Annotated in this window: 24 protein-coding genes; 21 read left to right on the top strand and 3 right to left on the bottom strand. The window is 59.1% G+C overall.

Features of this window, described 5'->3' with window-relative positions:
- Positions 1–76: 76 nt before the first annotated feature.
- The gene (locus ABLV49_RS19095) at positions 77–853 is read left to right on the top strand and encodes a 5'-methylthioadenosine/adenosylhomocysteine nucleosidase (RefSeq protein ID WP_349278944.1); all 777 of its coding nucleotides are present in this window, start codon (positions 77–79) and stop codon (positions 851–853) included.
- Between the two features lie 61 nt (positions 854–914).
- Here ABLV49_RS19095 and corA read toward each other — a convergent pair whose 3' ends face one another.
- Complete coding sequence (gene corA / locus ABLV49_RS19090; RefSeq protein WP_349281805.1) at positions 915–1,901, bottom strand: magnesium/cobalt transporter CorA; 987 nt, start codon at positions 1,899–1,901, stop codon at positions 915–917.
- 669 nt (positions 1,902–2,570) lie between these two features.
- Here corA and hpf point away from each other — a divergent pair.
- From hpf to hprK, 3 genes are all read left to right on the top strand, one after another.
- Complete coding sequence (gene hpf, locus ABLV49_RS19085; protein ID WP_011803156.1) at positions 2,571–2,903, top strand: ribosome hibernation-promoting factor, HPF/YfiA family; 333 nt, start codon at positions 2,571–2,573, stop codon at positions 2,901–2,903.
- A gap of 207 nt (positions 2,904–3,110) precedes the next feature.
- A complete protein-coding gene (ptsN, locus tag ABLV49_RS19080) occupies positions 3,111–3,584 on the top strand; it encodes a PTS IIA-like nitrogen regulatory protein PtsN (protein WP_011803155.1) in 474 nt (157 codons plus the stop codon).
- Positions 3,585–3,612: 28 nt separating this feature from the next.
- Complete coding sequence (gene hprK, locus ABLV49_RS19075; RefSeq protein WP_011803154.1) at positions 3,613–4,563, top strand: HPr(Ser) kinase/phosphatase; 951 nt, start codon at positions 3,613–3,615, stop codon at positions 4,561–4,563.
- Between the two features lie 91 nt (positions 4,564–4,654).
- Here hprK and fur read toward each other — a convergent pair whose 3' ends face one another.
- Entirely contained in the window at positions 4,655–5,107 is a 453-nt protein-coding gene (fur, locus tag ABLV49_RS19070; RefSeq protein ID WP_041376815.1) for a ferric iron uptake transcriptional regulator, read from the bottom strand.
- A gap of 208 nt (positions 5,108–5,315) precedes the next feature.
- Between fur and ABLV49_RS19065 the strand changes: the two genes are divergently transcribed.
- The 15 genes from ABLV49_RS19065 to ABLV49_RS18995 all read left to right on the top strand — a co-directional run bounded on the left by ABLV49_RS19065 (position 5,316) and on the right by ABLV49_RS18995 (position 19,057).
- Positions 5,316–5,807, top strand: a complete 492-nt coding sequence (locus ABLV49_RS19065) for an outer membrane protein assembly factor BamE (RefSeq protein WP_349278940.1) — start codon at positions 5,316–5,318, stop codon at positions 5,805–5,807.
- Positions 5,808–5,818: 11 nt separating this feature from the next.
- Positions 5,819–6,634, top strand: a complete 816-nt coding sequence (gene dapB, locus ABLV49_RS19060; protein ID WP_349281803.1) for a 4-hydroxy-tetrahydrodipicolinate reductase — start codon at positions 5,819–5,821, stop codon at positions 6,632–6,634.
- A 7-nt stretch (positions 6,635–6,641) separates the two neighbouring features.
- Positions 6,642–7,355, top strand: coding sequence for a MotA/TolQ/ExbB proton channel family protein (locus ABLV49_RS19055; protein ID WP_349278938.1), 714 nt, complete (start codon positions 6,642–6,644; stop codon positions 7,353–7,355).
- A complete protein-coding gene (locus ABLV49_RS19050; protein ID WP_349278936.1) occupies positions 7,352–7,798 on the top strand; it encodes an ExbD/TolR family protein in 447 nt (148 codons plus the stop codon). The genes ABLV49_RS19055 and ABLV49_RS19050 overlap by 4 nt, the downstream gene beginning before the upstream one ends.
- 95 nt (positions 7,799–7,893) lie before the next feature.
- Complete coding sequence (gene leuS, locus ABLV49_RS19045) at positions 7,894–10,560, top strand: leucine--tRNA ligase (protein ID WP_349278934.1); 2,667 nt, start codon at positions 7,894–7,896, stop codon at positions 10,558–10,560.
- Positions 10,561–10,584: 24 nt separating this feature from the next.
- Positions 10,585–11,100, top strand: a complete 516-nt coding sequence (gene lptE, locus ABLV49_RS19040) for an LPS assembly lipoprotein LptE (RefSeq protein WP_349278932.1) — start codon at positions 10,585–10,587, stop codon at positions 11,098–11,100.
- Between the two features lie 116 nt (positions 11,101–11,216).
- On the top strand, positions 11,217–13,556 hold the full coding sequence (locus ABLV49_RS19035; protein WP_349278930.1) for a heavy metal translocating P-type ATPase: 2,340 nt from the start codon (positions 11,217–11,219) through the stop codon (positions 13,554–13,556).
- Positions 13,556–13,693, top strand: coding sequence for a cbb3-type cytochrome oxidase assembly protein CcoS (gene ccoS, locus ABLV49_RS19030; protein WP_029527230.1), 138 nt, complete (start codon positions 13,556–13,558; stop codon positions 13,691–13,693). The genes ABLV49_RS19035 and ccoS overlap by 1 nt, the downstream gene beginning before the upstream one ends.
- 66 nt (positions 13,694–13,759) lie before the next feature.
- Positions 13,760–15,196, top strand: coding sequence for a cytochrome-c oxidase, cbb3-type subunit I (gene ccoN, locus ABLV49_RS19025; RefSeq protein ID WP_011803144.1), 1,437 nt, complete (start codon positions 13,760–13,762; stop codon positions 15,194–15,196).
- A gap of 13 nt (positions 15,197–15,209) precedes the next feature.
- Entirely contained in the window at positions 15,210–15,836 is a 627-nt protein-coding gene (ccoO, locus tag ABLV49_RS19020) for a cytochrome-c oxidase, cbb3-type subunit II (protein WP_349278927.1), read from the top strand.
- A gap of 21 nt (positions 15,837–15,857) precedes the next feature.
- A complete protein-coding gene (locus tag ABLV49_RS19015; protein ID WP_041376814.1) occupies positions 15,858–15,998 on the top strand; it encodes a CcoQ/FixQ family Cbb3-type cytochrome c oxidase assembly chaperone in 141 nt (46 codons plus the stop codon).
- Between the two features lie 33 nt (positions 15,999–16,031).
- Positions 16,032–16,952, top strand: a complete 921-nt coding sequence (gene ccoP / locus ABLV49_RS19010) for a cytochrome-c oxidase, cbb3-type subunit III (protein ID WP_349278925.1) — start codon at positions 16,032–16,034, stop codon at positions 16,950–16,952.
- Positions 16,953–17,048: 96 nt separating this feature from the next.
- A complete protein-coding gene (gene ccoG, locus ABLV49_RS19005) occupies positions 17,049–18,467 on the top strand; it encodes a cytochrome c oxidase accessory protein CcoG (protein ID WP_349281801.1) in 1,419 nt (472 codons plus the stop codon).
- Between the two features lie 14 nt (positions 18,468–18,481).
- Positions 18,482–18,742, top strand: a complete 261-nt coding sequence (locus ABLV49_RS19000; RefSeq protein ID WP_349278923.1) for a nitrogen fixation protein FixH — start codon at positions 18,482–18,484, stop codon at positions 18,740–18,742.
- 51 nt (positions 18,743–18,793) lie between these two features.
- Positions 18,794–19,057 carry a hypothetical protein gene (locus ABLV49_RS18995; protein ID WP_349278921.1) on the top strand — a complete coding sequence of 88 codons (264 nt, stop codon included), beginning with the start codon at positions 18,794–18,796 and terminating at the stop codon, positions 19,055–19,057.
- Between the two features lie 89 nt (positions 19,058–19,146).
- Here the strand turns inward: ABLV49_RS18995 and fnr are convergent, their stop codons facing one another.
- A complete protein-coding gene (gene fnr / locus ABLV49_RS18990) occupies positions 19,147–19,869 on the bottom strand; it encodes a fumarate/nitrate reduction transcriptional regulator Fnr (RefSeq protein WP_349281799.1) in 723 nt (240 codons plus the stop codon).
- Positions 19,870–20,085: 216 nt separating this feature from the next.
- On the opposite strand from fnr, the gene hemN reads away from it, so the two are divergent.
- Together hemN and ABLV49_RS18980 are read left to right on the top strand one after the other, a co-directional pair.
- Positions 20,086–21,492, top strand: coding sequence for an oxygen-independent coproporphyrinogen III oxidase (gene hemN / locus ABLV49_RS18985; protein WP_415838156.1), 1,407 nt, complete (start codon positions 20,086–20,088; stop codon positions 21,490–21,492).
- Between the two features lie 9 nt (positions 21,493–21,501).
- A complete protein-coding gene (locus ABLV49_RS18980) occupies positions 21,502–22,179 on the top strand; it encodes a sulfite exporter TauE/SafE family protein (protein ID WP_349278919.1) in 678 nt (225 codons plus the stop codon).
- Positions 22,180–22,183 lie beyond the last annotated feature (4 nt).

Below are 22,183 nucleotides of genomic sequence, written 5' to 3'. Positions count from 1 at the left end.
CGGTTTTCGGGGGGCGCAGGTCGCCATTTTTTGAGCGGCTCCGGTTCGGGCCGTGCTTTGTGGCGAAAATCGACCCATGCCATTGACTTCCGACCTTTTCGCACCGCCCATTGCCATCCTCAGCGCCTTGCCGCAGGAGCAGCGCGGCCTCATCGAGTTGCTGCACAAGCCGCGCAAGGTCCATCATGCGAGCCGCGAGTTCTGGCTGGGAGGCCTGCACGGCCAGCCCGTGGTGCTCGCCCTGTCAAGGATCGGCAAGGTTGCCGCGGCCACCACCACCACGGCGCTGATCGAGCGCTTTGGCGTTCGCCGCATCGTGTTCACTGGCGTGGCGGGCGGCTTGGGCGAGGGCGTGAAGGTCGGCGATGTGGTGGTCGCGACCGATTTCGTGCAGCACGATCTCGATGCCTCGCCGCTGTTTCCGCGTTATGAAGTGCCGCTGTACGGGAAAACCCGGTTTCACTGCGACGCAGCCCTGAGCGCACTGCTCTTTGAGGCGAGTAGCAAGGCGCTGGCGCACGAAAGCCTGGCGACCCACGGCTTTCATGACGCCTGCGTTCACCAGGGCCTGATCGCCAGCGGGGACCGGTTTGTATCGAGTGCTGAAGAATCACGCAGCCTGCATGACCTGCTGGCTGGCGCCGGCCATGCGGTGCTGGCGGTCGAGATGGAAGGCGCCGCCGTTGCGCAGGTCTGCATGGATTACGGCGTTCCCTTTGCCGTCATGCGAACCATTTCAGACCGCGCCGACGACAGCGCGCATGTGGATTTCCCTAGTTTCGTGGAGGCAGTCGCCAGCCGCTATGCCCACCTGATCATTGAGAATTTGCTGAATTTGCTATCAAAAAAATAGCTTCTTGCACCCGTCCATACTGCGTAAAAGCCATTTTTTGTTCATGAAATGGCCGTGCGGACTACTGCAGCCAGCCGCGTTTCCTGAAATACCACATCGGCACCACGGCGCTGGCAATCATCAAGGCCAGCGCATACGGATAACCCAGCGTCCAGTCCAGTTCGGGCATGAGCTTGAAGTTCATGCCGTACACGCTGGCAATCAGGGTGGGCGGCAACAGCGCAACGCTGGCCACCGAAAAAATCTTGATGATCTTGTTCTGGTTGATGTTGATGAAGCCGACCGTGGCATCCATCAAAAAGTTGATCTTGTCAAACAGGAAGGCCGTGTGCGAGTCCAGCGAGTCAATGTCGCGCAGAATCTGGCGTGCCTCCTCGAACTGCTCGGCGTTCAGCATCTTGCTGCGCATCATGAAGCTGACGGCGCGCCGCGTGTCCATCACATTGCGCCGGATGCGGCCGCTCAGGTCTTCATGGCGGGCGATGGCGCCCAGCACCTCGCCGGCCATCACGTCGGTCACATCGCCCGACAGCACCTTGGTGCTGACTTTTTCAAGATCGATATAAATGCCTTCGAGCGTGTCGGCGGAATATTCGGCGTCGGCGTCAAACAGCTTGAGCAGCACTTCCTTGGCGTCCTCGATCAGGCCTGGCGCGCGGCGCGCACGCATGCGCAGCAGCCTGAATACCGGCACGTCTTCATCATGGATCGAGAATAAAACACCCTTGCTTTTCAGGTCATCGTTGACCAGGTTGAGGATGAAAGCCACCCGCACCGTGCGTGGCTCGTCTTCATCGGCAATCAAGAAGTCCGAGCGGATATGCAACTCGCCGTTGTCTTCCTCGTAAAAACGCGCGGACTCTTCAATGTCCTCGTCCATCGCATCTTCGGGAATCGACAGGCCGTAATACTGCTTGATCCAGCGTTTTTCTTCGAGGGTAGGAGATTCCAGGTCAACCCAGATGGGCTGGAACCTGGAGAGTTCTTCCAGGGATTCGATTTCTTCCTGGAACAGCCGGCCATTGGCGAGCGTGAAAATATTGAGCATGACAGACGGCTTTTTGATGTGCATGGGCCTGCGCAAGGCGTGATTCAGGCCTTGGCGCAGGAGCGGGTTGTGTGGATGGAGGCATCGCTTTCAACCCGCTTCCAGACGTCACTGGTCGTCGGTCTGCGGTGTTGAAAGCGGCCAACTGGGACTGCTTTCCAAGGATTTCCCCGTAACAAATAAAACGCGATTATGGCATTGCGAATGCTGTTTATCCATCGCAGAACCGACTCTTCCAGGTGCTCAATGTTCGCCAGAAGCTGCCTTGGCAAACGTCAGCGCAACCCGTGAAAGCGAAAACTGCCGCCCATAAAAATGGGCGGAAGAATTTTGGCCGCACGCGCTTTTTTATTCTTCGACCCAAGCGATTGAGAAACTTTTATTAACACTTCATTGGATTCTGTAACCAAAAAATGATTGAAGGTTGTTAAAGGCTGAATTCTTTTTAGTTGTAGTTGAGAGCAAAAGCCATGCAATCAACAAACTTTGCCAGATTTAGATCAAGGTGGTCCGCTGTAGAGCTACCCATGTTTTTGATGACGATGGCTTGCAATTGGAGGTTATAGAAGGCATAGTGAAGACAAGAGAGTGTCCCGTCTGCTGCTTTGCTTTACGTGTCTGGCAGCGTTTTTCAACCAGTTCCAATCAATTTGGACAAGGAGTCTCTGTATGAACTTGACGATTAGTGGTCACCATCTTGAGGTTACCCCTGCACTTCGCGGCTATGTGATGAGCAAGCTGGATCGTATTACCCGGCATTTCGATCAGGTAGTCGATGTAAGAGTGATACTGGCCGTAGACAACATGACGGAGAAGGAAAAACGCCAGCGGGCCGAATGCAATGTGCATGTCAAGGGCCGTGATTTGTTTGCTGAAAGTTCTCATGCTGATTTGTATGCGGCTGTCGATGAACTGGCGGACAAGCTGGATCGGCAGGTCGGCCGCTATAAAACCAAAGTCCAGGACCATGGACATATTTGCGCAAAACGCGCAGAAGCTTGAGCCTGACCCGAATACCTTGCAGTGCGCATGCCTTGACGGGTCGAGCGCACTTCACCATCAAACAGATGTACAAACAGGTTTTGCTTTCAGGACCAACCCGGTAAAAGGGTTGCATGCCAGGCCGTTTGCAATGGCAAACGGCTTTTTTTTGCCTGTCTTTCAACCAATCCACTGTAAAGTGCATAATTCGGCGATTAAAAGAGCGTTATGAACCGTCTTTCGCAAATTCTGCCCCCTCCCCAAGTGCTGGTTCGCGTCGAGGCGACCAGTAAAAAGCGCGCGTTTGAAGAAGCCGGGTTGCTGTTTGAAAACCTGCATGGCCTGAATCGCGCACTCATCACCGACAGCCTGTTCGCTCGTGAGCGCTTGGGCTCGACCGGGCTGGGCCATGGGGTTGCCATCCCGCATGGCCGCATCAAAGGCCTGAAAACGCCGATGGCTGCGATTTTCCAGTTGCAGACACCCATCGGTTTTGATGCGCCGGATGAGTTGGCCGTCAATTTACTGGTGTTTTTGCTGGTTCCCGAAGCGGCAACGCAAAAGCACCTGGAAATACTTTCTGAAATTGCCGAGATGCTGAGCGACAGCGCACTGCGTGAGCAACTCAAGACCAGTCCTGATGCGGCGGCCCTGCACCAGCTGATTGCTTCCTGGCAGTCTGCCCACGAAGTCAGTTCATGAGTTTGCGGCATTTGAATGACAGGTCGGCATGAAGCCCACCGTTGTCAGCGCGGATGTCTTGTTCGAAGATCACCGCGCCACCCTGAAGTGGGAGTGGGTCGCCGGGCTGGGGGCTTCGGAACGGCGCTTTGATGAAGTGGCGGTCAGCGAAGCACGCTCCGGGGCCGATCTGGTCGGCTACCTCAATTACATCCACCCCTATCGCGTGCAAATCCTGGGTGAGCGCGAAGTAGCTTACCTGTCCCATGTCGGCCCCGAGGACAGCGCCCGCCGAATTTCCCGCATCATCACGCTGGAGCCGCCGGTGCTGGTGGTTGCCGACGGCCAGACCGCGCCTGACACGCTGCTGTCAATGTGCGAGCGCGCCCAGTTGCCCATGTTCGCCACCCCCGAGTCGGCAGCCTTTGTCATTGATGTGCTGCGGGCGTATCTCTCCAGGCATTTTGCCGAGCGTACGTCGATGCACGGCGTGTTCATGGACATTCTGGGCATGGGCGTGATGATCACCGGCGAGTCGGGGCTTGGCAAAAGCGAGCTGGGGCTGGAACTGATATCACGCGGCCATGGCCTGGTGGCCGATGACGCCATCGACCTGTTCCGGATCAATCAGACGGCCATTGAAGGACGTTGCCCTGACCTGCTGCAAAACCTGCTTGAAGTGCGCGGCATCGGCCTGCTCGACATCAAGGCGATTTTTGGCGAAACGGCGGTGCGCCGCAAGATGCGCCTGAAAATGATCGTGCATCTGGTGCGCCGTGAAACGCTGGAGCGGGACTACGAACGCATCCCGTATGAGCCGCTGACGCAGGACGTGCTGGGCGTTCCGGTGCGCAAGGTCATCATCCAGGTGGAAGCCGGCCGCAACATCGCGGTGTTGGTCGAGGCGGCTGTGCGCAATGCCATCTTGCAGTTGCGCGGCATCAATACCTACCAGGAATTCGTCGAGCGCCACCGACGCGCCATGGAACAGGACGACTGAAGTACGGTTGCCTGGCTGCTATTAAATAGATAGCTGCTTGTGCCCGTGTGTAGTGCGCACAGGGGTGATTTGATTCATATTCTGTGAAAATTCAGGCCGGGTGGTGCCGCCCGGGCGCTGCCAGCCGGTTGGGGCAGTCGGTCTTGGTGCAATGGGCATAAATCGACAGCGAATGGTCGGCGATGGCAAAGCCCTTGAGTTCGGCCACTGCGTTCTGGCGCCTTTCAATCTCGGCGTCATAAAACTCCTCCACCTTGCCGCAGTCCAGGCAAACCAGATGGTCGTGATGCTGGCCTTCGTTGATTTCGTACACCGCCTTGCCGGATTCGAAATTGCTGCGGTTGAGCAGCCCTGCCTGCTCGAACTGCATCAGAACCCGGTACACCGTGGCCAGGCCTATGTCCGAGCGTTCTTCGAGCAAGACACGAAAAACGTCTTCGGCCGTCATGTGGCGTTGCTTGCCGCCCTGAAAAATCTCCAGGATTTTCAGGCGTGGCAAGGTTGCCTTCAGGCCGGTGTTTTTCAGCTCATCAATGTTGCTCATGGGCATCTCTCTGGAATCTCTTTAGGGGGAAGGGGCGCGGTCCCGGGCAGTCTGGAAACGGGCCTGGAAGCACCCAGCCGCTACAATGATTGATCATATCGCTACACCTTCCACTATGTCTGCCCTGCCTGCAAATCCTCATTACAGCATTCCAAAAATCCTAGTTGCCGTAGCTTGTGTTGTGCTGGCGTCCTGCAGCAGCAAGACCATGAGCAGCAGTTCCGTCAACCCGGTCAACTGGATCACGCCTTACAAGATAGACGTCATCCAGGGCAACTTTGTCTCCAAGGAACAGGTCGAGCAACTCCAGGCCGGCATGTCGCGCGACCAGGTCAAGGCGGTGCTTGGAACGCCCTTGATGAGCAGCCTGTTTCATGCCGACCGGTGGGACTACGTCTTTACCCTGAAGCGGCAGGGCGTTGAACCCCAGGCTTTCAAATACACCGTGTTCTTCAAGGGCGACCAGCTGGAGCGGTTTTCGGGCGACGCCATGCCCAGCGAGGCAGAGTTCATTTCCACCCTGACCAACAAGCGCGCACTGGGAAAGGTGCCGGTTCTGGAGGCCACTGAAGAGCAACTCAAGGCCGCTGAAAAGTCAGTCTCTTCCAAAGCAAAATCAGAACCCTCTTCGGAGTCCGCCAGTGCGCCGGCCGCTCCGTCAGCCACGGTCTATCCGCCGCTCGAAAGCCCCAGGCAGTGAGCGCGGGCACCATGGCGCAAGACCGCCCCCACAGGATTGCCGTCGCCGGAGCCAGCGGCCGCATGGGCCAGATGCTGATCGACGCGGTGAATGCCAGCACCGACTGCCTGCTGACGGGCGCGCTTGATCGTCCCGCTAGTGCTGCAATCGGCACGGACGCCAGCGCGTTTGCCGGCCGTGCCAGCGGCGTTCTGATCCATTCCGACCTCCGCGAGGGCCTCAAGGATTCGCGTGTGCTGATTGACTTCACCCGGCCCGAAGGCACGCTCGCCCATCTGGCGGTCTGCCGCGAACTGGGCATCAAGCTGGTCATCGGCACCACCGGGTTTTCTGATGCGCAGAAAGCCGAGATTGCGGCTGCCGCCAAGGACATCGCCATCGTCATGGCGCCCAACATGAGCGTGGGCGTCAATGTCACGCTCAAGCTGCTGGAAATGGCGGCCAGGGCGCTGTCCACCGGCTACGACATCGAAATCATCGAGGCGCACCACCGCCACAAGGTCGATGCGCCTTCGGGCACCGCGCTCAAGATGGGCGAGGTGATTGCCGGCGCGCTGGGACGCGACCTCAAGGACTGCGCGGTCTATGCGCGCGAAGGCGTCACCGGCGAGCGCGACCCGTCGAGCATCGGTTTTGCCACCATACGCGGCGGCGACATCGTCGGCGACCACACCGTGCTGTTTCTAGGTGACGGCGAGCGCATCGAAATCAGCCACAAATCCTCCAGCCGGGCCACCTATGCCCAGGGCAGCCTGCGCGCGACCCGTTTTCTGGACAGCCAGGCAAGCGGCCTGTTTGACATGTTCGATGTACTCAATCTGAAGTGATTCGGCGATGAGTCTGCTGGCCCTCCTCACGCAAGGCGGCCTTGTCAGCCAGTTGGTCGCGGTGCTGTTGCTGGCCATGTCGGTGGCCAGCTGGGTCGTCATTTTGTGGAAAACCTGGCTGCTGCACCGCGCCGTGGGCGATGTGGCGCGCAGCACGGCCGCTTTCTGGCAGTCGCCCTCGGTGGACGCCGCCTGCGAGAAGGTGGCGGCATTCGACCGCGATGCCTTGGTCCTGCCGCTGATCGCTGCAACGCAAACCCGAGCGCATGGAACGCTGGCCACGGCGGGCGACAAGGCGGCGCAACTCACGCGCGTGCTGCGCGACGCCCTGCATGCCATTCTGCAAAAACTGCAGTTTGGCCAGATCTTGCTGGCCACGGTCGGCTCCACCGCGCCTTTTGTCGGGCTGCTGGGAACGGTCTGGGGCATTTACCATGCGCTGACCGGCATGGCGACGGCGGGGCAAGTCACCATCGACAAGGTGTCCGGCCCGGTGGGCGAGGCGCTCATCATGACCGCCGCCGGCCTGGCGGTGGCGATTCCGGCCGTACTGGCCTACAACGTGTTTGGCCGCAGCATTGGCCGCATCGAGGCCGACCTGGAAGGGTTTGCCTTCGATTTGCGGGAACTGCTCACTGACGGTGACAACATCCGGGCGACTGCAGAACGCAGCGCTGGGCCGCCCCGGGCAAGTGAAGCCCTGTCGGAGATCATTGAGTGACTTTTGGGCGGCTCGAACGCACAAAGGGCGCACCGCCCATGAGCGACATCAACGTCACGCCCCTGGTGGACGTGATGCTGGTGCTGGTGGTGATTTTCATCATCACCGCGCCCTTGCTGGCCAGTACCATCCGGCTGGACCTGCCCAAGACTGACGCCGCCAGGGCGGTCGATACGCCCCGCTTCGTCACGCTGGTCGTCGATCAGTCCGGCCAGGCTTTTTTGAACGACACGCCGATAGCCCTGGAAGAACTGGCGCGCCAGCTGACGCAAACCGCCAGCCGCAATCCAGACACCGAAGTGCAGTTGCGCGCCGACGAAGCCGTGCCGTATGGCAAGGTCGTGGAGGTGATGGGCGTGGCGCAAAAAGCCGGGCTCAGCCGCATCGGTTTTGTCGCCGAGCCCGCGCCAGCCGCCGCCTTGGCCGCACCGGCAGGCCGTTGAGCGGCTGCGGCGCGTCCAGCCTCTAAAATCACCTGTTCGCAGTTCTAGGCTGCCCGCCCCGCGCCGGGGTTCTTTTTTCGGTATCCGGATTTTTCATGCAAGACAAATACAACCACCTCGACGTAGAGCGCAGCGCGCAAACCCACTGGAATGCCGCCGACGCCTACCGCGTGACCGAAGACGCGAGTCGCAAGAAATACTACGCCTGCTCCATGCTGCCTTACCCTAGCGGCAAGCTGCACATGGGCCATGTGCGCAACTACACCATCAACGACATGCTGAGCCGCTACCTGCGCATGAAGGGCTACAACGTCCTGATGCCGATGGGCTGGGATGCGTTTGGCCTGCCGGCCGAGAATGCCGCGCTGAAAAACGGCGTGCCGCCGGCCCAATGGACTTACGACAACATCGCTTACATGAAAAAGCAGATGCAGGCGATGGGGCTGGCGGTTGACTGGAGCCGCGAAATCGCCACCTGCGATCCGAGTTACTACAAGTGGAACCAGTGGCTGTTCCTGAAGATGCTGGAAAAAGGCATTGCCTACCGCAAGACCCAGGTCGTGAACTGGGACCCGGTGGACCAGACCGTGCTGGCCAACGAGCAGGTGATTGACGGCAAGGGCTGGCGCACTGGCGCCACGGTTGAAAAGCGCGAGATTCCGGGCTATTACCTCAAGATCACCGACTATGCCGAAGAGTTGCTCGACAGCGTGCAACACAAGCTGCCCGGCTGGCCCGAGCGCGTCAAGCTGATGCAGGAAAACTGGATCGGCAAGAGCGAAGGCGTGCGCTTTGCGTTTCTGCACGACATCAAGGACGCATCCGGCACACTGATTGGTGACGGCAGGATGTACGTCTTCACCACCCGCGCCGACACCATCATGGGCGTGACCTTCTGCGCCGTGGCGCCCGAGCATCCGCTGGCGGTGCATGCCGCTGCAAGCAACCCTGCGCTGGCGGCCTTTATTGAGGAATGCAAGTCTGGCGGCACGACCGAAGCCGAACTCGCCACGCAGGAGAAAAAGGGCCAGCCTACCGGCCTGTTCGTCACGCATCCGCTGACGGGCGACAAGGTCGAGGTTTGGGTCGGCAACTATGTGCTGATGAGCTACGGCGACGGCGCGGTGATGGGTGTTCCGGCGCATGATGAGCGCGATTTTGAGTTCGCCAAAAAATATGGCCTGCCCATCAAGCAGGTGACGGATGTGAAGGGCCAGGCCTACAGCCTTGATGCCTGGGCGGACTGGTACGGCGACAAGCAGCACGGCACTGCCATCAACTCCGGCAAATATGACGGCCTGGGCTTGAAGGCCGCTGTCGATGCCGTCGCCGCCGACCTGGCGGCGCTGGGCCTCGGCGAGAAAAAAACCACCTGGCGACTGCGCGACTGGGGCGTGAGCCGCCAGCGCTACTGGGGCACGCCGATTCCCATCATCCACTGCGACGACCATGGTGCCGTACCGGTGCCGGAAAAAGATCTGCCGGTGGTGCTGCCGATGGATTGCATCCCCGATGGTTCGGGCAATCCGCTGCACAGGCACGAAGGCTTTCACGCCGGCGTGACCTGCCCGGTCTGCGGCAAGCCGGCGCGGCGTGAAACCGACACCATGGATACTTTTGTGGACAGTTCGTGGTACTTCATGCGCTATTGCGACCCGAAGAACAGCGAAGCGATGGTGGCCGGGGGCGCCGACTACTGGATGCCTATGGACCAGTACATCGGCGGCATCGAGCATGCGATTCTTCATTTGCTCTATGCCCGTTTTTGGACCAAGGTGATGCGCGACCTCGGACTGGTCAAGGTCGATGAGCCCTTCACCAAGCTGCTGACGCAGGGCATGGTGCTCAACCACATCTATTCGCGCCGCACCGACAAGGGCGCCAAGGAATATTTCTGGCCGCACGATGTCGAGCATGTGCTCGATGACACCGGCAAGGTCACCGGCGCCCGGCTGAAGAATGCCGTGGGCGACCTGCCGGTGGGAACGGCCATCGACTACGAAGGCGTGGGCACCATGTCCAAGTCGAAAAACAACGGCGTCGATCCGCAGGACATCATTGAAAAATACGGCGCCGACACCGCGCGCCTGTACACCATGTTCACCGCGCCGCCCGAAGCCACGCTGGAGTGGAACGACGCGGGCGTGGAGGGTTCCTACCGCTTCCTGCGCCGGGTCTGGAATTTCGGCGTCAAGCTCAATGCTATGAATTCAGGAGCTAATAGTGCAGATGCAGAACGCGCAAAAGGCCTGTTTGATAAAGAAACCAAGGCGCTGAGGCTGGAAGTGCATACCCTGCTCAAGCAGGTGGACTACGACTACCAGCGCATGCAGTACAACACCGTCGTTTCGGGCGGCATGAAACTGCTCAATGCGCTGGAAGATTTCAAGGGCGAAGTCTCGGCGGCTTCCGTGGCTGCCTTGCGCGAAGGGTTCAGCGTCCTGCTGCGCTGCCTGTATCCGGCGGCACCGCACCTGACGCATGCCCTGTGGTCCGAACTCGGCTATGCCGCCGAGGCTGGCGACCTGCTCGACACGCCATGGCCTGAAGTGGACACCAGCGCCCTGCAGCAGGACGAGATCGAACTGATGCTGCAGATCAACGGCAAGCTGCGTGGATCGGTCACGGTGCCGGCCGGCGCCGACAAGGCCGTGATCGAGGCGGCTGCGCTGGCTTCTGAGGCTTTCGTCAGGCAGGCGGCAGGCGCGCCCGCCAAGAAGGTCATCGTGGTGCCGGGCCGCCTGGTCAACATCGTCGTTTAAGACAACTCACGCAAAAGGCACCCCATGCAGCGTCGCGCTTTTCTGGTCTTTGCAGCCTCCTCTGCTTCACTGGCGCTGGCCAGCCTGAGCGGCTGCGGCTTTGCGCTGAGAAAGGCGCCCAATTTTGCGTTCACCACGCTGTACAGCGGACTGGCCGAGTCCTCGCCGCTGGGCGTGGAACTCAGGCGCTCGCTGGAGTCCACCGGCAAGGTCAAGGTGATCAGCGATGCGCGCCGGATCAACGAGGCGCAGGTCATTCTTGACGTGCTTCAGGACCAGCGCGAAAAGGTGGTGCTCAGCCTGAACTCGTCGGGCCAGGTGCGCGAGTTCCAGTTGCGGCTGCGGTTTGTGTTCCGCTTGCGGACCCTGGCGGGCAAGGAGCTGATTCCGGCAACCGAAATTGCACTTCAGCGCGACATCAGCTTCAACGAGTCGGCGGTGCTGGCCAAGGAAGCCGAAGAAAACCTGCTCTACCGCGACATGCAGAGCGACGTCGTCCAGCAGATCATGCGGCGGCTGGCTGCCGTGAAAGAACTCTAGGATCCGCGCCGGCGCCCCTGCCTCAAGGGGGTCACGACGTGGCTTTTGCGGCGTATCAGTGCGGTATTCGATTCAAGTCAAGACTTCAGCCGATAAAAGGGCTAAGCTGCGCCATCATGCAAACGGCCAGCCTGTCACTTCTTCCCCTGTCCCCATCCAGCCTGCCGGGCGAATTGCCTGAGTCGGCGGTCAGTGCCACGCCGCTGGCGATGCTCGATGATCCGCACGAATGGTCAGCCTTCAGCCGCTCCCTGGCCGCGCAGCCTTCCTGCTGGGAATCCAGCGTGGTGTTCGAAGGCATGCATTGCGCGGCCTGTGCGCTCACCATTGAAGATGCCTTGCGCAGGGTGCCGGGCGTGCTGTCGGCGGACGTCAGCGCGGCTAGCCATCGCGGCCGCATTGTCTGGTCGGACCAGGCCACCAAGCCGTCCGGCTGGATGCAGGCTGCCGCCCGCGCCGGCTACCCGGCCGTGCCCGCCAACGATGCCTTTGCCAACGACCGCCGGCGTGTCGAAACGCGCCAGGTGCTGTGGCGGCTGGGTGTGGCCGGCATGTGCATGATGCAGGTGATGATGTATGCATGGCCGGCCTATGTGGCCGATCCGGGCGACCTGGCGCCTGACATGGCGCAGTTGCTGCGCTGGGCTTCCTGGGTGCTTTCGCTGCCGGTGCTGCTGTTTTCCTGCGCGCCTTTTTTCCGCAATGCGCTGCGCGACCTGCGCCACCGCCGCGTCAGCATGGACCTGCCGGTTGCGCTGGGCATGGGGATTACCTTTGTCGTGAGTTCCCTGGGAACCTTCGAGCCCAACGGGATTTTCGGCGCCGAAGTGTATTTCGACTCCTTCACCATGTTTGTGTTTTTCCTGCTGACCGGGCGCTGGCTGGAATTGCGCCTGCGCGACCGCACTGCAGGGGCGCTCGAAGCGCTGATGAACCGTCTGCCCGACAGCGTGGAGCGGCGCGGCGCCGACGGTGTCTTCGAGCGCGTGGCGGTGCGCCGGCTCAGCGCGGGCGATGTGATACGGGTGCTGCCGGGCGAGGCTTTTCCGGCCGATGGCTTCATTCTGGAAGGCAGCACATTGGCTGACGAATCGCTGCTGACGGGCGAATCCCGGCCCCTGCCGCGCGGCAAGGGCGGCATCGTGATTGCCGGCAGCCACAATCTGTCTGCCGCCGTCGTCGTGCAGGTTGAGTTGACCGGGAGCGAGACGCGGTTTGCCCAGATTGTGGCGCTGATGGAAAGCGCTTCGACCTCCAAGCCGAAGCTGGCTCAGCTGGCGGACCGCATTGCCAAGCCATTCCTTGTTTTTGTCCTGCTGGCGGCCGGCGGCGCCGGCGCCTACTGGTGGTCGCATGACCCGGGCCATGCGCTGATGGTGGCGGTGGCCGTCCTGATCGTGACCTGTCCCTGCGCGCTGTCGCTCGCCACGCCGGCGGCCATGCTCGCCAGCGCCGGAGCCCTGGCGCGCAACGGCGTACTGGTGCGGCGCCTGCAGGCGCTGGAAGCCATGGCCAGCGTGGATGCGGTGGTGTTCGACAAGACCGGCACCCTGACGCGCGATGCTTTTGCACTCGGCGAGGTATATACCCGCGAAGGCGTTTCAAAAGACGATGCCCTGGCCATGGCAGCCGCGCTGGCGCAGCACTCGCTGCATCCGGTGTCGCGCGCGCTGGTCGCGGCCGGGCAGGGCGATGCCTTGCAGCATGAGGCATGGGTCGTGCAAGAGGCCCAAGAAGCCGCCGGCCAGGGCGTCTCGGGCCGGCTTTGCATTCACGGCAGGCCGGCGTCCGCCGTCATGGCGCGACTGGGCTCAGCCCGGTTTTGCGATGTGGCTGCGCCCGCTACGCCAGCGCTGCATGCCTGCCTGAGCGACGAGCAAGGCTGGATCGCCACCTTTGAATTGCAGGAAGACTTGCGCCCTGACGCCCATGCTACCGTGGCTTCGTTGACGGCCCAGGGCGTGCAGGTCTATCTGCTCTCGGGTGACCTGCCCGAATCCGTCGCCCGCGTTGCCCGTCAAGCCGGCATCAACCACGCCCAGGGCGGCTGCACGCCGCAGGACAAACTCGCCTTCCTGCGCGGCCTGCAGTCGCAGGGCTACAAGGTTGCCATGGTGGGCGATGGCCTGAACGACGGCCCGGTTCTGGCGGGAGCCCATGTGTCGTTTGCCTTTGGGCAGGCGGTGCCTCTGGCGCAGGCGCAATCCGACCTGGTCGTGCTGGGTGACCGGCTGGGCAGCGTGGCGCAGACCTTATTTCAGGCGCGGCGCACTTTCGTCATCATCCGTAAGAATTTGTGGGGGTCCGCTATTTACAATGCCGTCTGCGTGCCCCTGGCTGTGTTTGGCTGGTTGCCAGCCTGGCTGGCCGGACTGGGCATGGCGCTGAGTTCACTGCTGGTCGTGCTCAATGCCCTGCGGCTGTCCACAGCCATTGCACCCTTGGAGAGCCTTTGATGGACATCCTTTTTTTGCTGATTCCGTTGTCGGTCATCCTGGTTTTTTTCATTCTTGGTGGCTTGGGCTGGGCTATTTATCGAGGCCAGTTTGAGGACATCGATGCCGAGGGTGAGCGCATTCTTCGCGATGATTGACTCACGTCAATCTTTGTTTTGTAACTAGACGGTACGCTTGCAGTGTTCTTTAGATAAGAGGTAAAAATGAAATTTGCCAATGCACAGGCCACTACCTACAACGATACCGTTGTACGGCAGTTCGCCATCATGACAGTGGTTTGGGGGGTGGTCGGCATGCTGGTCGGCGTGATCATCGCCGCCCAGTTGGCCTGGCCAGAGTTGAATCTCGGGATTCCGTGGCTCAGCTATGGCCGATTGCGGCCCCTGCACACCAATGCGGTGATTTTTGCATTTGGCTGCTGCGGCTTGATGGGCACGTCGCTTTACGTCGTGCAGCGTACCTGCCAGGTGCGTTTGTTTTCCGACAAGCTGGCGGCCTTCGTTTTCTGGGGCTGGCAGTTGGTGATCGTGTCTGCGGCCATTTCCCTTCCGCTGGGTTACACCCAGGGCAAGGAATACGCCGAACTCGAATGGCCAATCGACATCCTGATCACGCTGGTCTGGGTGGCTTATGCCTTTGTATTCTTCGGCACGGTCGGCACCCGCAAGGTCAGGCACATTTATGTGGCCAACTGGTTCTATGGCGCCTTCATCATTGCCATTGCCATGCTGCACCTGGTGAACAATGCGTCCATTCCAGTCGGCTTCATGAAATCCTATTCCGCCTATGCCGGTGTGCAGGATGCCATGGTGCAGTGGTGGTACGGACACAACGCAGTGGGTTTCCTGTTGACGGCAGGCTTTCTGGGCATGATGTACTACTTCATCCCCAAGCAGGCCGAGCGTCCGGTTTACTCCTATCGCCTGTCCATCGTCCATTTCTGGGCGCTGATTTTTACCTACATGTGGGCCGGCCCGCACCATCTGCACTACACCGCCTTGCCAGACTGGACCCAGTCGGTCGGCATGGTGTTCTCCCTGATTCTGCTGGCTCCAAGCTGGGGCGGCATGATCAACGGCATCATGACCCTGTCGGGCGCATGGCACAAGCTGCGCGACGACCCCATCCTGCGCTTCCTGATCGTGTCGCTCTCGTTCTACGGCATGAGCACGTTTGAAGGCCCCATGATGGCCATCAAGACAGTCAACGCACTTTCTCACTACACCGACTGGACCGTCGGGCATGTGCATTCCGGTGCCCTGGGCTGGGTGGGCCTGATCACCATCGGCAGCATGTACTACCTGATCCCGCGCCTTTTCGGCCAGAAGCAGATGTACAGCATGAAGGCTGTGGAAGTCCATTTCTGGACCGCTACCATCGGCATCGTGATCTATATCGCGGCCATGTGGATTGCCGGCGTGATGCAGGGTCTGATGTGGCGCGCGGTCAACACTGACGGCACCCTGACCTATACCTTTGTCGAATCGGTCAAGGCCACTTTCCCTTTCTATGTACTGCGATTGACGGGCGGCTTGCTGTATTTGAGCGGCATGGTGATCATGCTCTGGAATACATTCAAAACCGCCACGGCCGGTCGTTCAGTCACCGTCACCATCCCGGCTGCCGTGGCTCACGCTTGAGGAAAACAACAACATGGCTAATCAACAATCGAGCGGCGGTCTTTCCCATGAGAAGGTGGAGACCAACAATTTTCTGATGATCGTGCTGATCCTCATCGTGCTCGCCTTTGGCGGGCTGGTGGAGATCGTGCCCCTGTTCTTCCAGAAGTCCACCACGGAGCCGATCAAAGGGCTTCAGCCCTATACCGCGCTGCAGGTGATAGGTCGCGACATTTATGTGCGTGAAGGCTGCTACAACTGCCACTCGCAGATGATTCGTCCGTTCCGGGCAGAAACGCTGCGCTATGGTCCTTATTCCGTGGCTGGCGAGTCTGTGTATGACCATCCGTTCCAGTGGGGCAGCAAGCGCACCGGCCCGGACCTGGCACGCGTGGGCGGTAAATACAGCGATGAATGGCATCGGATTCACCTGAATAACCCGCGTGACCTGGTTCCCGAATCCAACATGCCGGCTTACTCCTGGCTAACAAAAAGCATTGTGGATGATTCTTCCATCAAGACTCACATGCAAGGGCTGCGTACTGTAGGTGCGCCTTACACGGACGAGCAAATTGCTGCGGCGGCTTCCGATGTCAAGGGGAAAACCGAGATGGAAGCAGTGATTGCGTATCTGCAGGTGCTCGGAATTCACCGCAAATAAACAGCCAGGAGACGGGTGATCATGGACATCAACACACTCAGATCCATCGTAACGGTGGCCACTTTTTTCGTATTTATTGGCATCGTGGCATGGGCCTGGTCCGGCCGCAATGCCAAAAGTTTTGAAGAGGCGGCCCAGCTGCCCTTCAAACAAGACGAATAGACAGCGCCAAAGAACTGGATAAGGAAGAAAAAAATGAGCGATTTCACCAGTAATTTCTGGTCGGTCTACGTGACGGCCATCTCTCTGGTCGGTATCTTTGCCTGCCTGCTGCTTTTGTGGTTTAGCGGCAAGGCCAAAGCCATGACCGCCAATGACAATACCACCGGCCACGTTTGGGACGGCGACCTGCGCGAGATGAACAATCCCCTGCCGCGCTGGTGGGTGTGGCTGTTCATCATCACCGTGGTATTTTCCCTGGCTTACTTGGCGATGTACCCAGGTCTCGGCAGTTATGCAGGCAAGTTTGGCTGGAGCCAGGTTGGTCAGTACGAAGCCGAAGTGGCCAAGGGCAATAAGGAAGTTGAACCTTTGTATGCCAAATTCAACAGCATGAAGCCCGAGGACGTGGCCGGTGATGCGCAAGCCATGGCGATTGGCGAACGTTTGTTCATGAACAACTGTTCGCAATGCCACGGATCAGACGCCCATGGCAGCAAAGGATTTCCCAACCTGACGGATAAAGACTGGCTGCACGGCGGTACGCCCGACAAGATTGTAGAAACGCTGACGAAGGGCCGTATTGGCAACATGCCGCCCATGGCCGCTGCTGTCGGTTCATCCGATGACGTACGCAATGTGGCCAATTATGTTTTGAGCCTGTCCGGAAGTCCGCACGATTCAGTCAAGGCGGCTCTTGGGAAAAGCAAATTTGGCGCGTGTGCGGCTTGTCATGGTGCCGATGGAAAGGGAAACCAGGCCATTGGCTCACCTAACCTGACCGATGACATCTGGTTGCATGGATGGGGTGAAAATGCCATTGTGGCCATGATCAACAATGGCAAGGTGAACCAGATGCCAGCCCAAGAGCATAAACTCACTGAATCCCAAATTCATGTTTTGGCATCCTATGTGTGGAGCTTGTCCAACAAGCCAGGCGCAGTAGCGCTGAAGTGATTTTTACCCAGCAAAGCCCCTACTGGGGCTTTGCATGGAGCAGTACCTGTGGAAAACTCAAAGCCGGCTCCCCGAAAAGTCATTCCCATCACGGTGATGGCCGGAGAGCCGTTGCAACCCGCGCCAGCAAGTGGCGACGGCGAAGCAATGAGCATTTACCAAGCGCAAAAGAAAATTTATCCGCGCAGCGTCACAGGCTTGTTTTCAAAGTGGCGCTGGGCGATGGTATTCATCACCCAACTTGTTTTTTACGGACTGCCATGGCTGGAGTGGGGGCAGCGCCAGGCGGTTCTGTTCGATCTGGAGGCGCGGCGTTTCTATATCCTGGGGCTGCTGCTTTACCCGCAGGACTTCATTTATCTCTCCGGCATCCTGGTCATTTCAGCTCTGTCGCTGTTTCTGTTCACGGCCGTGGCGGGGCGCCAGTGGTGTGGTTATGCCTGTCCGCAGACGGTCTATACCGAAATTTTTCTCTGGCTGGAAAAGATCACCGAAGGCGACCGCTCCGCACGCCTGCGCCTTGACGCCAGTCCCATGTCTGTCAATAAGTTCATACGCAAGGCCAGCAAGCAGTTCCTGTGGATTGCACTGTCGCTGTGGACGGGGTTCACCTTTGTAGGCTATTTCACGCCGATCAAGGAACTTGGCATGAGTTTCATGGCCGCAGGCATGGGGCCATGGGAAACCTTTTGGGTTTTCTTTTATGGATTCGCCACCTATGGCAATGCCGGCTACATGCGTGAACAGGTCTGCAAGTACATGTGTCCTTATGCACGCTTTCAAAGCGCCATGTTCGACAAGGACACATTGATCGTCACCTATGACGAGGCACGTGGCGAGCCTCGCGGATCCCGCTCCAAAAAGGCTGATCCCAAAGCCCTGAATCTGGGTTCCTGCATTGATTGCACACTCTGTGTACAGGTTTGCCCTACGGGTATTGATATCCGCAAGGGGCTGCAGTACGAATGCATCAGTTGTGCCGCGTGTATTGATGTATGCGATACCGTGATGGACAAGATGAATTACCCGCGGGGTTTGATTCGCTACTCAACCCAGAATGCTGTCGCACAAGGCTGGGGAAGAGCGCAACTCCTTCGCAAGATATTCCGCCCTCGCGTGCTGGTTTACAGCGCTATTTTGTTGGCTGTTACTGTTGCCTTGTTCACCAGTCTGGCATTGCGTTCACCGTTCAAGGTTGACGTTGACCGTGACCGTGCTTCGCTGGCGCGAATTGTCGGCGGTGGAAAGATTGAAAACGTATATCGGTTGCAGGTGATGAATGCGACGGAAAATATGCAGAGTTACCGTATCACGGCAACCGGCTTGCCTGGCTTGATACTGGCCTCAGATGGAACCTTCTCGGTGGATGCTACCGAGTCACGCTGGGTTCCGGTCACCTTGCAATTGCCCTATGAAGCTGCAACTCCTGGCTCGCATGAGATTCATTTTGAAGTTGAGGCTATCAACTCCCCGGGGCGAGTGACCGAGAAATCGATCTTTCTGGTGCCCCGCTAATAACGGAAACTGTCATGAACATAGAAGATGGACAACCCTGGTGGAAATTCGGCCATGTATGGATGGTGTTTGCAGGGCCTGCTGTTGTAGTGGTGGCCTCATTCATTACTCTTTACCTGGCCATCAAAATTCCAGATCCTGTTGTTACCAGCTACGGTCAGGCCGCAAGGTCTGAGTCTGCAAGGCTGAATGCGCAATCCTCAACCAACATGGCGCCTGCGATGCAGGCCAGAAATCATGCTGCTACGGGTGTTCCAGCGCCTGCTGAACCCTGAAAATGGCTAATACATCGAGACAGTTCTCAAGACCAGGCAAGGCCTGAACATATGCTGGCCCGACGCATGATGTGGATTGCATGGCCCGCGTTCGTGATGGCATGCGTGATGGAAGTGCTTGTGTTCGCGGTGGTTGATCCGCAGAGCCTGCACTGGTTTGGCCGGCCGCTGACCATGTCTCGCGAGGCTGTTTATACGCTGGCTTTTTTTGTGTTCTGGCTGCTGACCATGGCTTCGAGTGCTTTAACCACACTGCTTGCGATGTCGCCTTTCGACGTCAATCGCGGTCCATCGCCAGTTGACCAGCGGCCTTAAGGCCGTGCCAAGAAAGTTAGCCGTCATTAAAAAGTCCGGCCCGCAAGATATTTGGGCCAGCTTTGCAACTTGCAACAGCCAATTGCGTGTCAGCAGGGCTGCTGGTTATGGTTGACGATCAGTTTGAGCGCCTCGGTGTCAATGATGCGGACATGACGCTGCTTGACTTCCACAATGCCTTCTTCAACAAACTTTGAAAAAGTTCTGCTTACCGTTTCAAGCTTCAAGCCAAGGTAACTACCGATTTCCTCTCGCGTCATGCGTAGCAGGAGTTCGGATTGTGAAAAGCCCCGGGCATGAAGTCGCTGCACCAAGTTGAGCAAAAAGGCTGCCAGACGTTCTTCCGCACGCATGCTGCCCAGCAAAAGCATGACACCATGCTCGCGCACGATTTCGCGGCTCATGATCTTGTGCACATGTCGCTGCAGTGCCGCAACTTCACGGGAAAGCTCCTCAATCCGTTCAAATGGCATGACACACACCTCGGCGTCTTCAAGCGCTACAGCGTCACAGGTGTGGTGCTCTTTCACAATGCCATCCAGACCGATGATTTCGCCAGCCATCTGAAAGCCGGTGACCTGGTTACGTCCGTCTTCGGTAGTAATACAGGTCTTGAAAAAGCCGGTGCGGATGGCAAACAGCGAGGTGAACTTTTCTCCGTTGCTGTACAGCCGGGCTCCGCGTTTGACCTTGCGGCGGATCGCGACAATCTCCTCGATTTTGTCCAGTTCATCGGCCTTCAGGCCCATGGGCATGCACAGTTCCCGCAGGTTGCAGTTCGAACAGGCAACCTTGATGCTAAGAGGATTCATGGGGAGTGGTTTGACATCGCTGGCTGCATCTCTGCGCTTGCCTGTTTCTGCAGACTCTGGTGTGACCTCAAACATAACATTCTCCTGACAAGGGTTCGTTGCTTGGTCCGAGACATGGTTGACCGCTGATCTACATCAAATAAACAAGACCGTGTTCGCGATACATTGGCAATGCCTGCCCCCCGAGATTGCGGGTGCGCGTTTCAAGGAACCGTTATGAACGCACTTGCGGTCGATTGTATGCCCATCCCTTCTCATGAATTGATACGCCGTTTTGACGTTTCCGGCCCTCGCTACACCTCTTACCCGACGGCAGACCGTTTCGTGGAAGCCTTCACGGCCGAACATGTAGCCCAGGCACTGGCCCAACGCCGAAACGGGGCGGCCGCCATGCTGTTGCCCCTGTCCCTTTACGTGCATATTCCTTTTTGTGAATCGCTGTGTTACTACTGCGCCTGCAACAAGATCATCACCAGGCACCATGAGCGCGGCGAAACTTACCTGCGCTACCTCAGCCGCGAAGTCGATTTGTACACGGCCCATCTCGGGGTCGGTCAAACGGTCAGCCAATTGCATCTGGGAGGTGGAAGTCCCACTTTCCTGAGTGACGGCGAACTGCGTGAATTGATGGCCATGCTGCGGCGCAGTTTCAGCCTTGCGCCGGACGGGGAGTACTCGATTGAAGTCGATCCGCGCACTGTTGACTCCACCCGCCTGGCCACGCTGGCAGGGTTGGGCTTTAACCGGCTGAGCTTTGGCGTGCAGGACTTCGATCCTGCGGTACAAAAGGCCGTGCATCGCGTTCAGCCTGCCGAACAGGTTTTTTCATTGATGGCCGCGGCTCGTCTGATTGGTTTTGAGTCCATCAACATTGACCTGATCTATGGATTGCCACAACAAACGCCGGAGTCATTTGATCGCACATTGGCCCAGGTGCTGCAGTTACGGCCAGACCGTATTGCGCTGTATGCCTATGCCCATCTGCCCCAGCGCTTCAAGCCGCAACGCCGCATTGATGTTGACAAACTGCCTGACGCGGGCGCAAAGCTTTCCATGCTGTCACGCTCGCTTGCGGCGTTTCAGGGCGCCGGCTATGTCCATGTAGGCATGGATCACTTTGCCTTGCCCGACGATGCGCTGGCCGTCGCCAAACGCCAGGGGCGTCTGCACCGCAACTTCCAGGGCTACAGTACCCAGCCCGACTGCGACCTGATCGGCCTCGGTGTGTCGGCCATTGGCAAGGTAGGGGCCACCTACAGCCAGAATACCAAGACCCTTGAGGAGTATTACGACTACCTGGACCAGGGGCGTTTGCCGGTCGTGCGGGGCCTGGCATTGTCTCGCGATGACCTGGTGCGGCGCAGCGTCATCATGGCGCTGATGTGTCAGGGACAGCTGGAATTCGAGTCGATTGAACTGGCCTACCTGATTGATTTCAACAGCTATTTCGCCGCCGAGCTGGCGATACTGCATGGCATGCAGGAGCAGGGCCTGGTTGAGGTCGATGACACCAGTCTGCAAATTACAAAAACGGGCTGGTATTTCGTGCGCGGTGTGGCGATGGTGTTTGACCGCTATTTGCAGGCTGACCGTACGCGTGCAAGGTTTTCGCGGATCATCTAAAAACCCCACATGCAAACATCGCTGGCCATGACGGCATTACTAATGGGGCTGGCCGGCGGGCCGCATTGCATCGCCATGTGCGGTGCGGCCTGCGCGGGCATCGGCAATGCGGCCGGCGCGCGTAAAACCTCGGCCCTCTGGTCTTTCCAGGCGGGCCGGCTGGCCAGTTATTCCCTGCTGGGAGCGGTGGCAGCAGCGTCGATGCAGGGGCTGGGATGGCTGACCACGCAAACGGCGGTGATGCGCCCGGTCTGGACGCTGTTTCATGTGGCCGTGATGATGATGGGGCTGATGCTGGTGCTGCTGGCCCGCCAGCCGGTCTGGCTCGACCACACCGCGCGCAGCGTCTGGAGCCGGGTCAGGGCCTTCAATGCCGCCTGGGGTCGCGGCGCGCCGCTGGCCATTGGCGCGCTCTGGGCGTTCATGCCCTGCGGCCTGCTGTACTCGGCCGTGCTGGTGGCCGCTCTGAGCGGCGGCCCGCTCGAAGGCGCGCTGACCATGGCGCTGTTTGCCCTGGGCAGCAGTGTGTCTCTTTTGATTGGCCCCTGGCTGCTGCTGCGCCTGCGGGGCAGCGGCAGCGGCGAGTGGGGGATTCGCCTGGCGGGCCTGGCCTTGATGGTCACTTCCGGCTGGGCCTTGTGGATGGGCCTGGCGCACAACACAGCGCCCTGGTGCGTCACGCCATAAAGGC

The organism is Polaromonas hydrogenivorans (assembly GCF_040105105.1).
Classification (GTDB): Bacteria; Pseudomonadota; Gammaproteobacteria; order Burkholderiales; family Burkholderiaceae_C; genus Polaromonas; species Polaromonas hydrogenivorans.
Note: the sequence above shows the minus strand (reverse complement) of the source record. Positions and strands in the feature narration are given on the sequence as shown.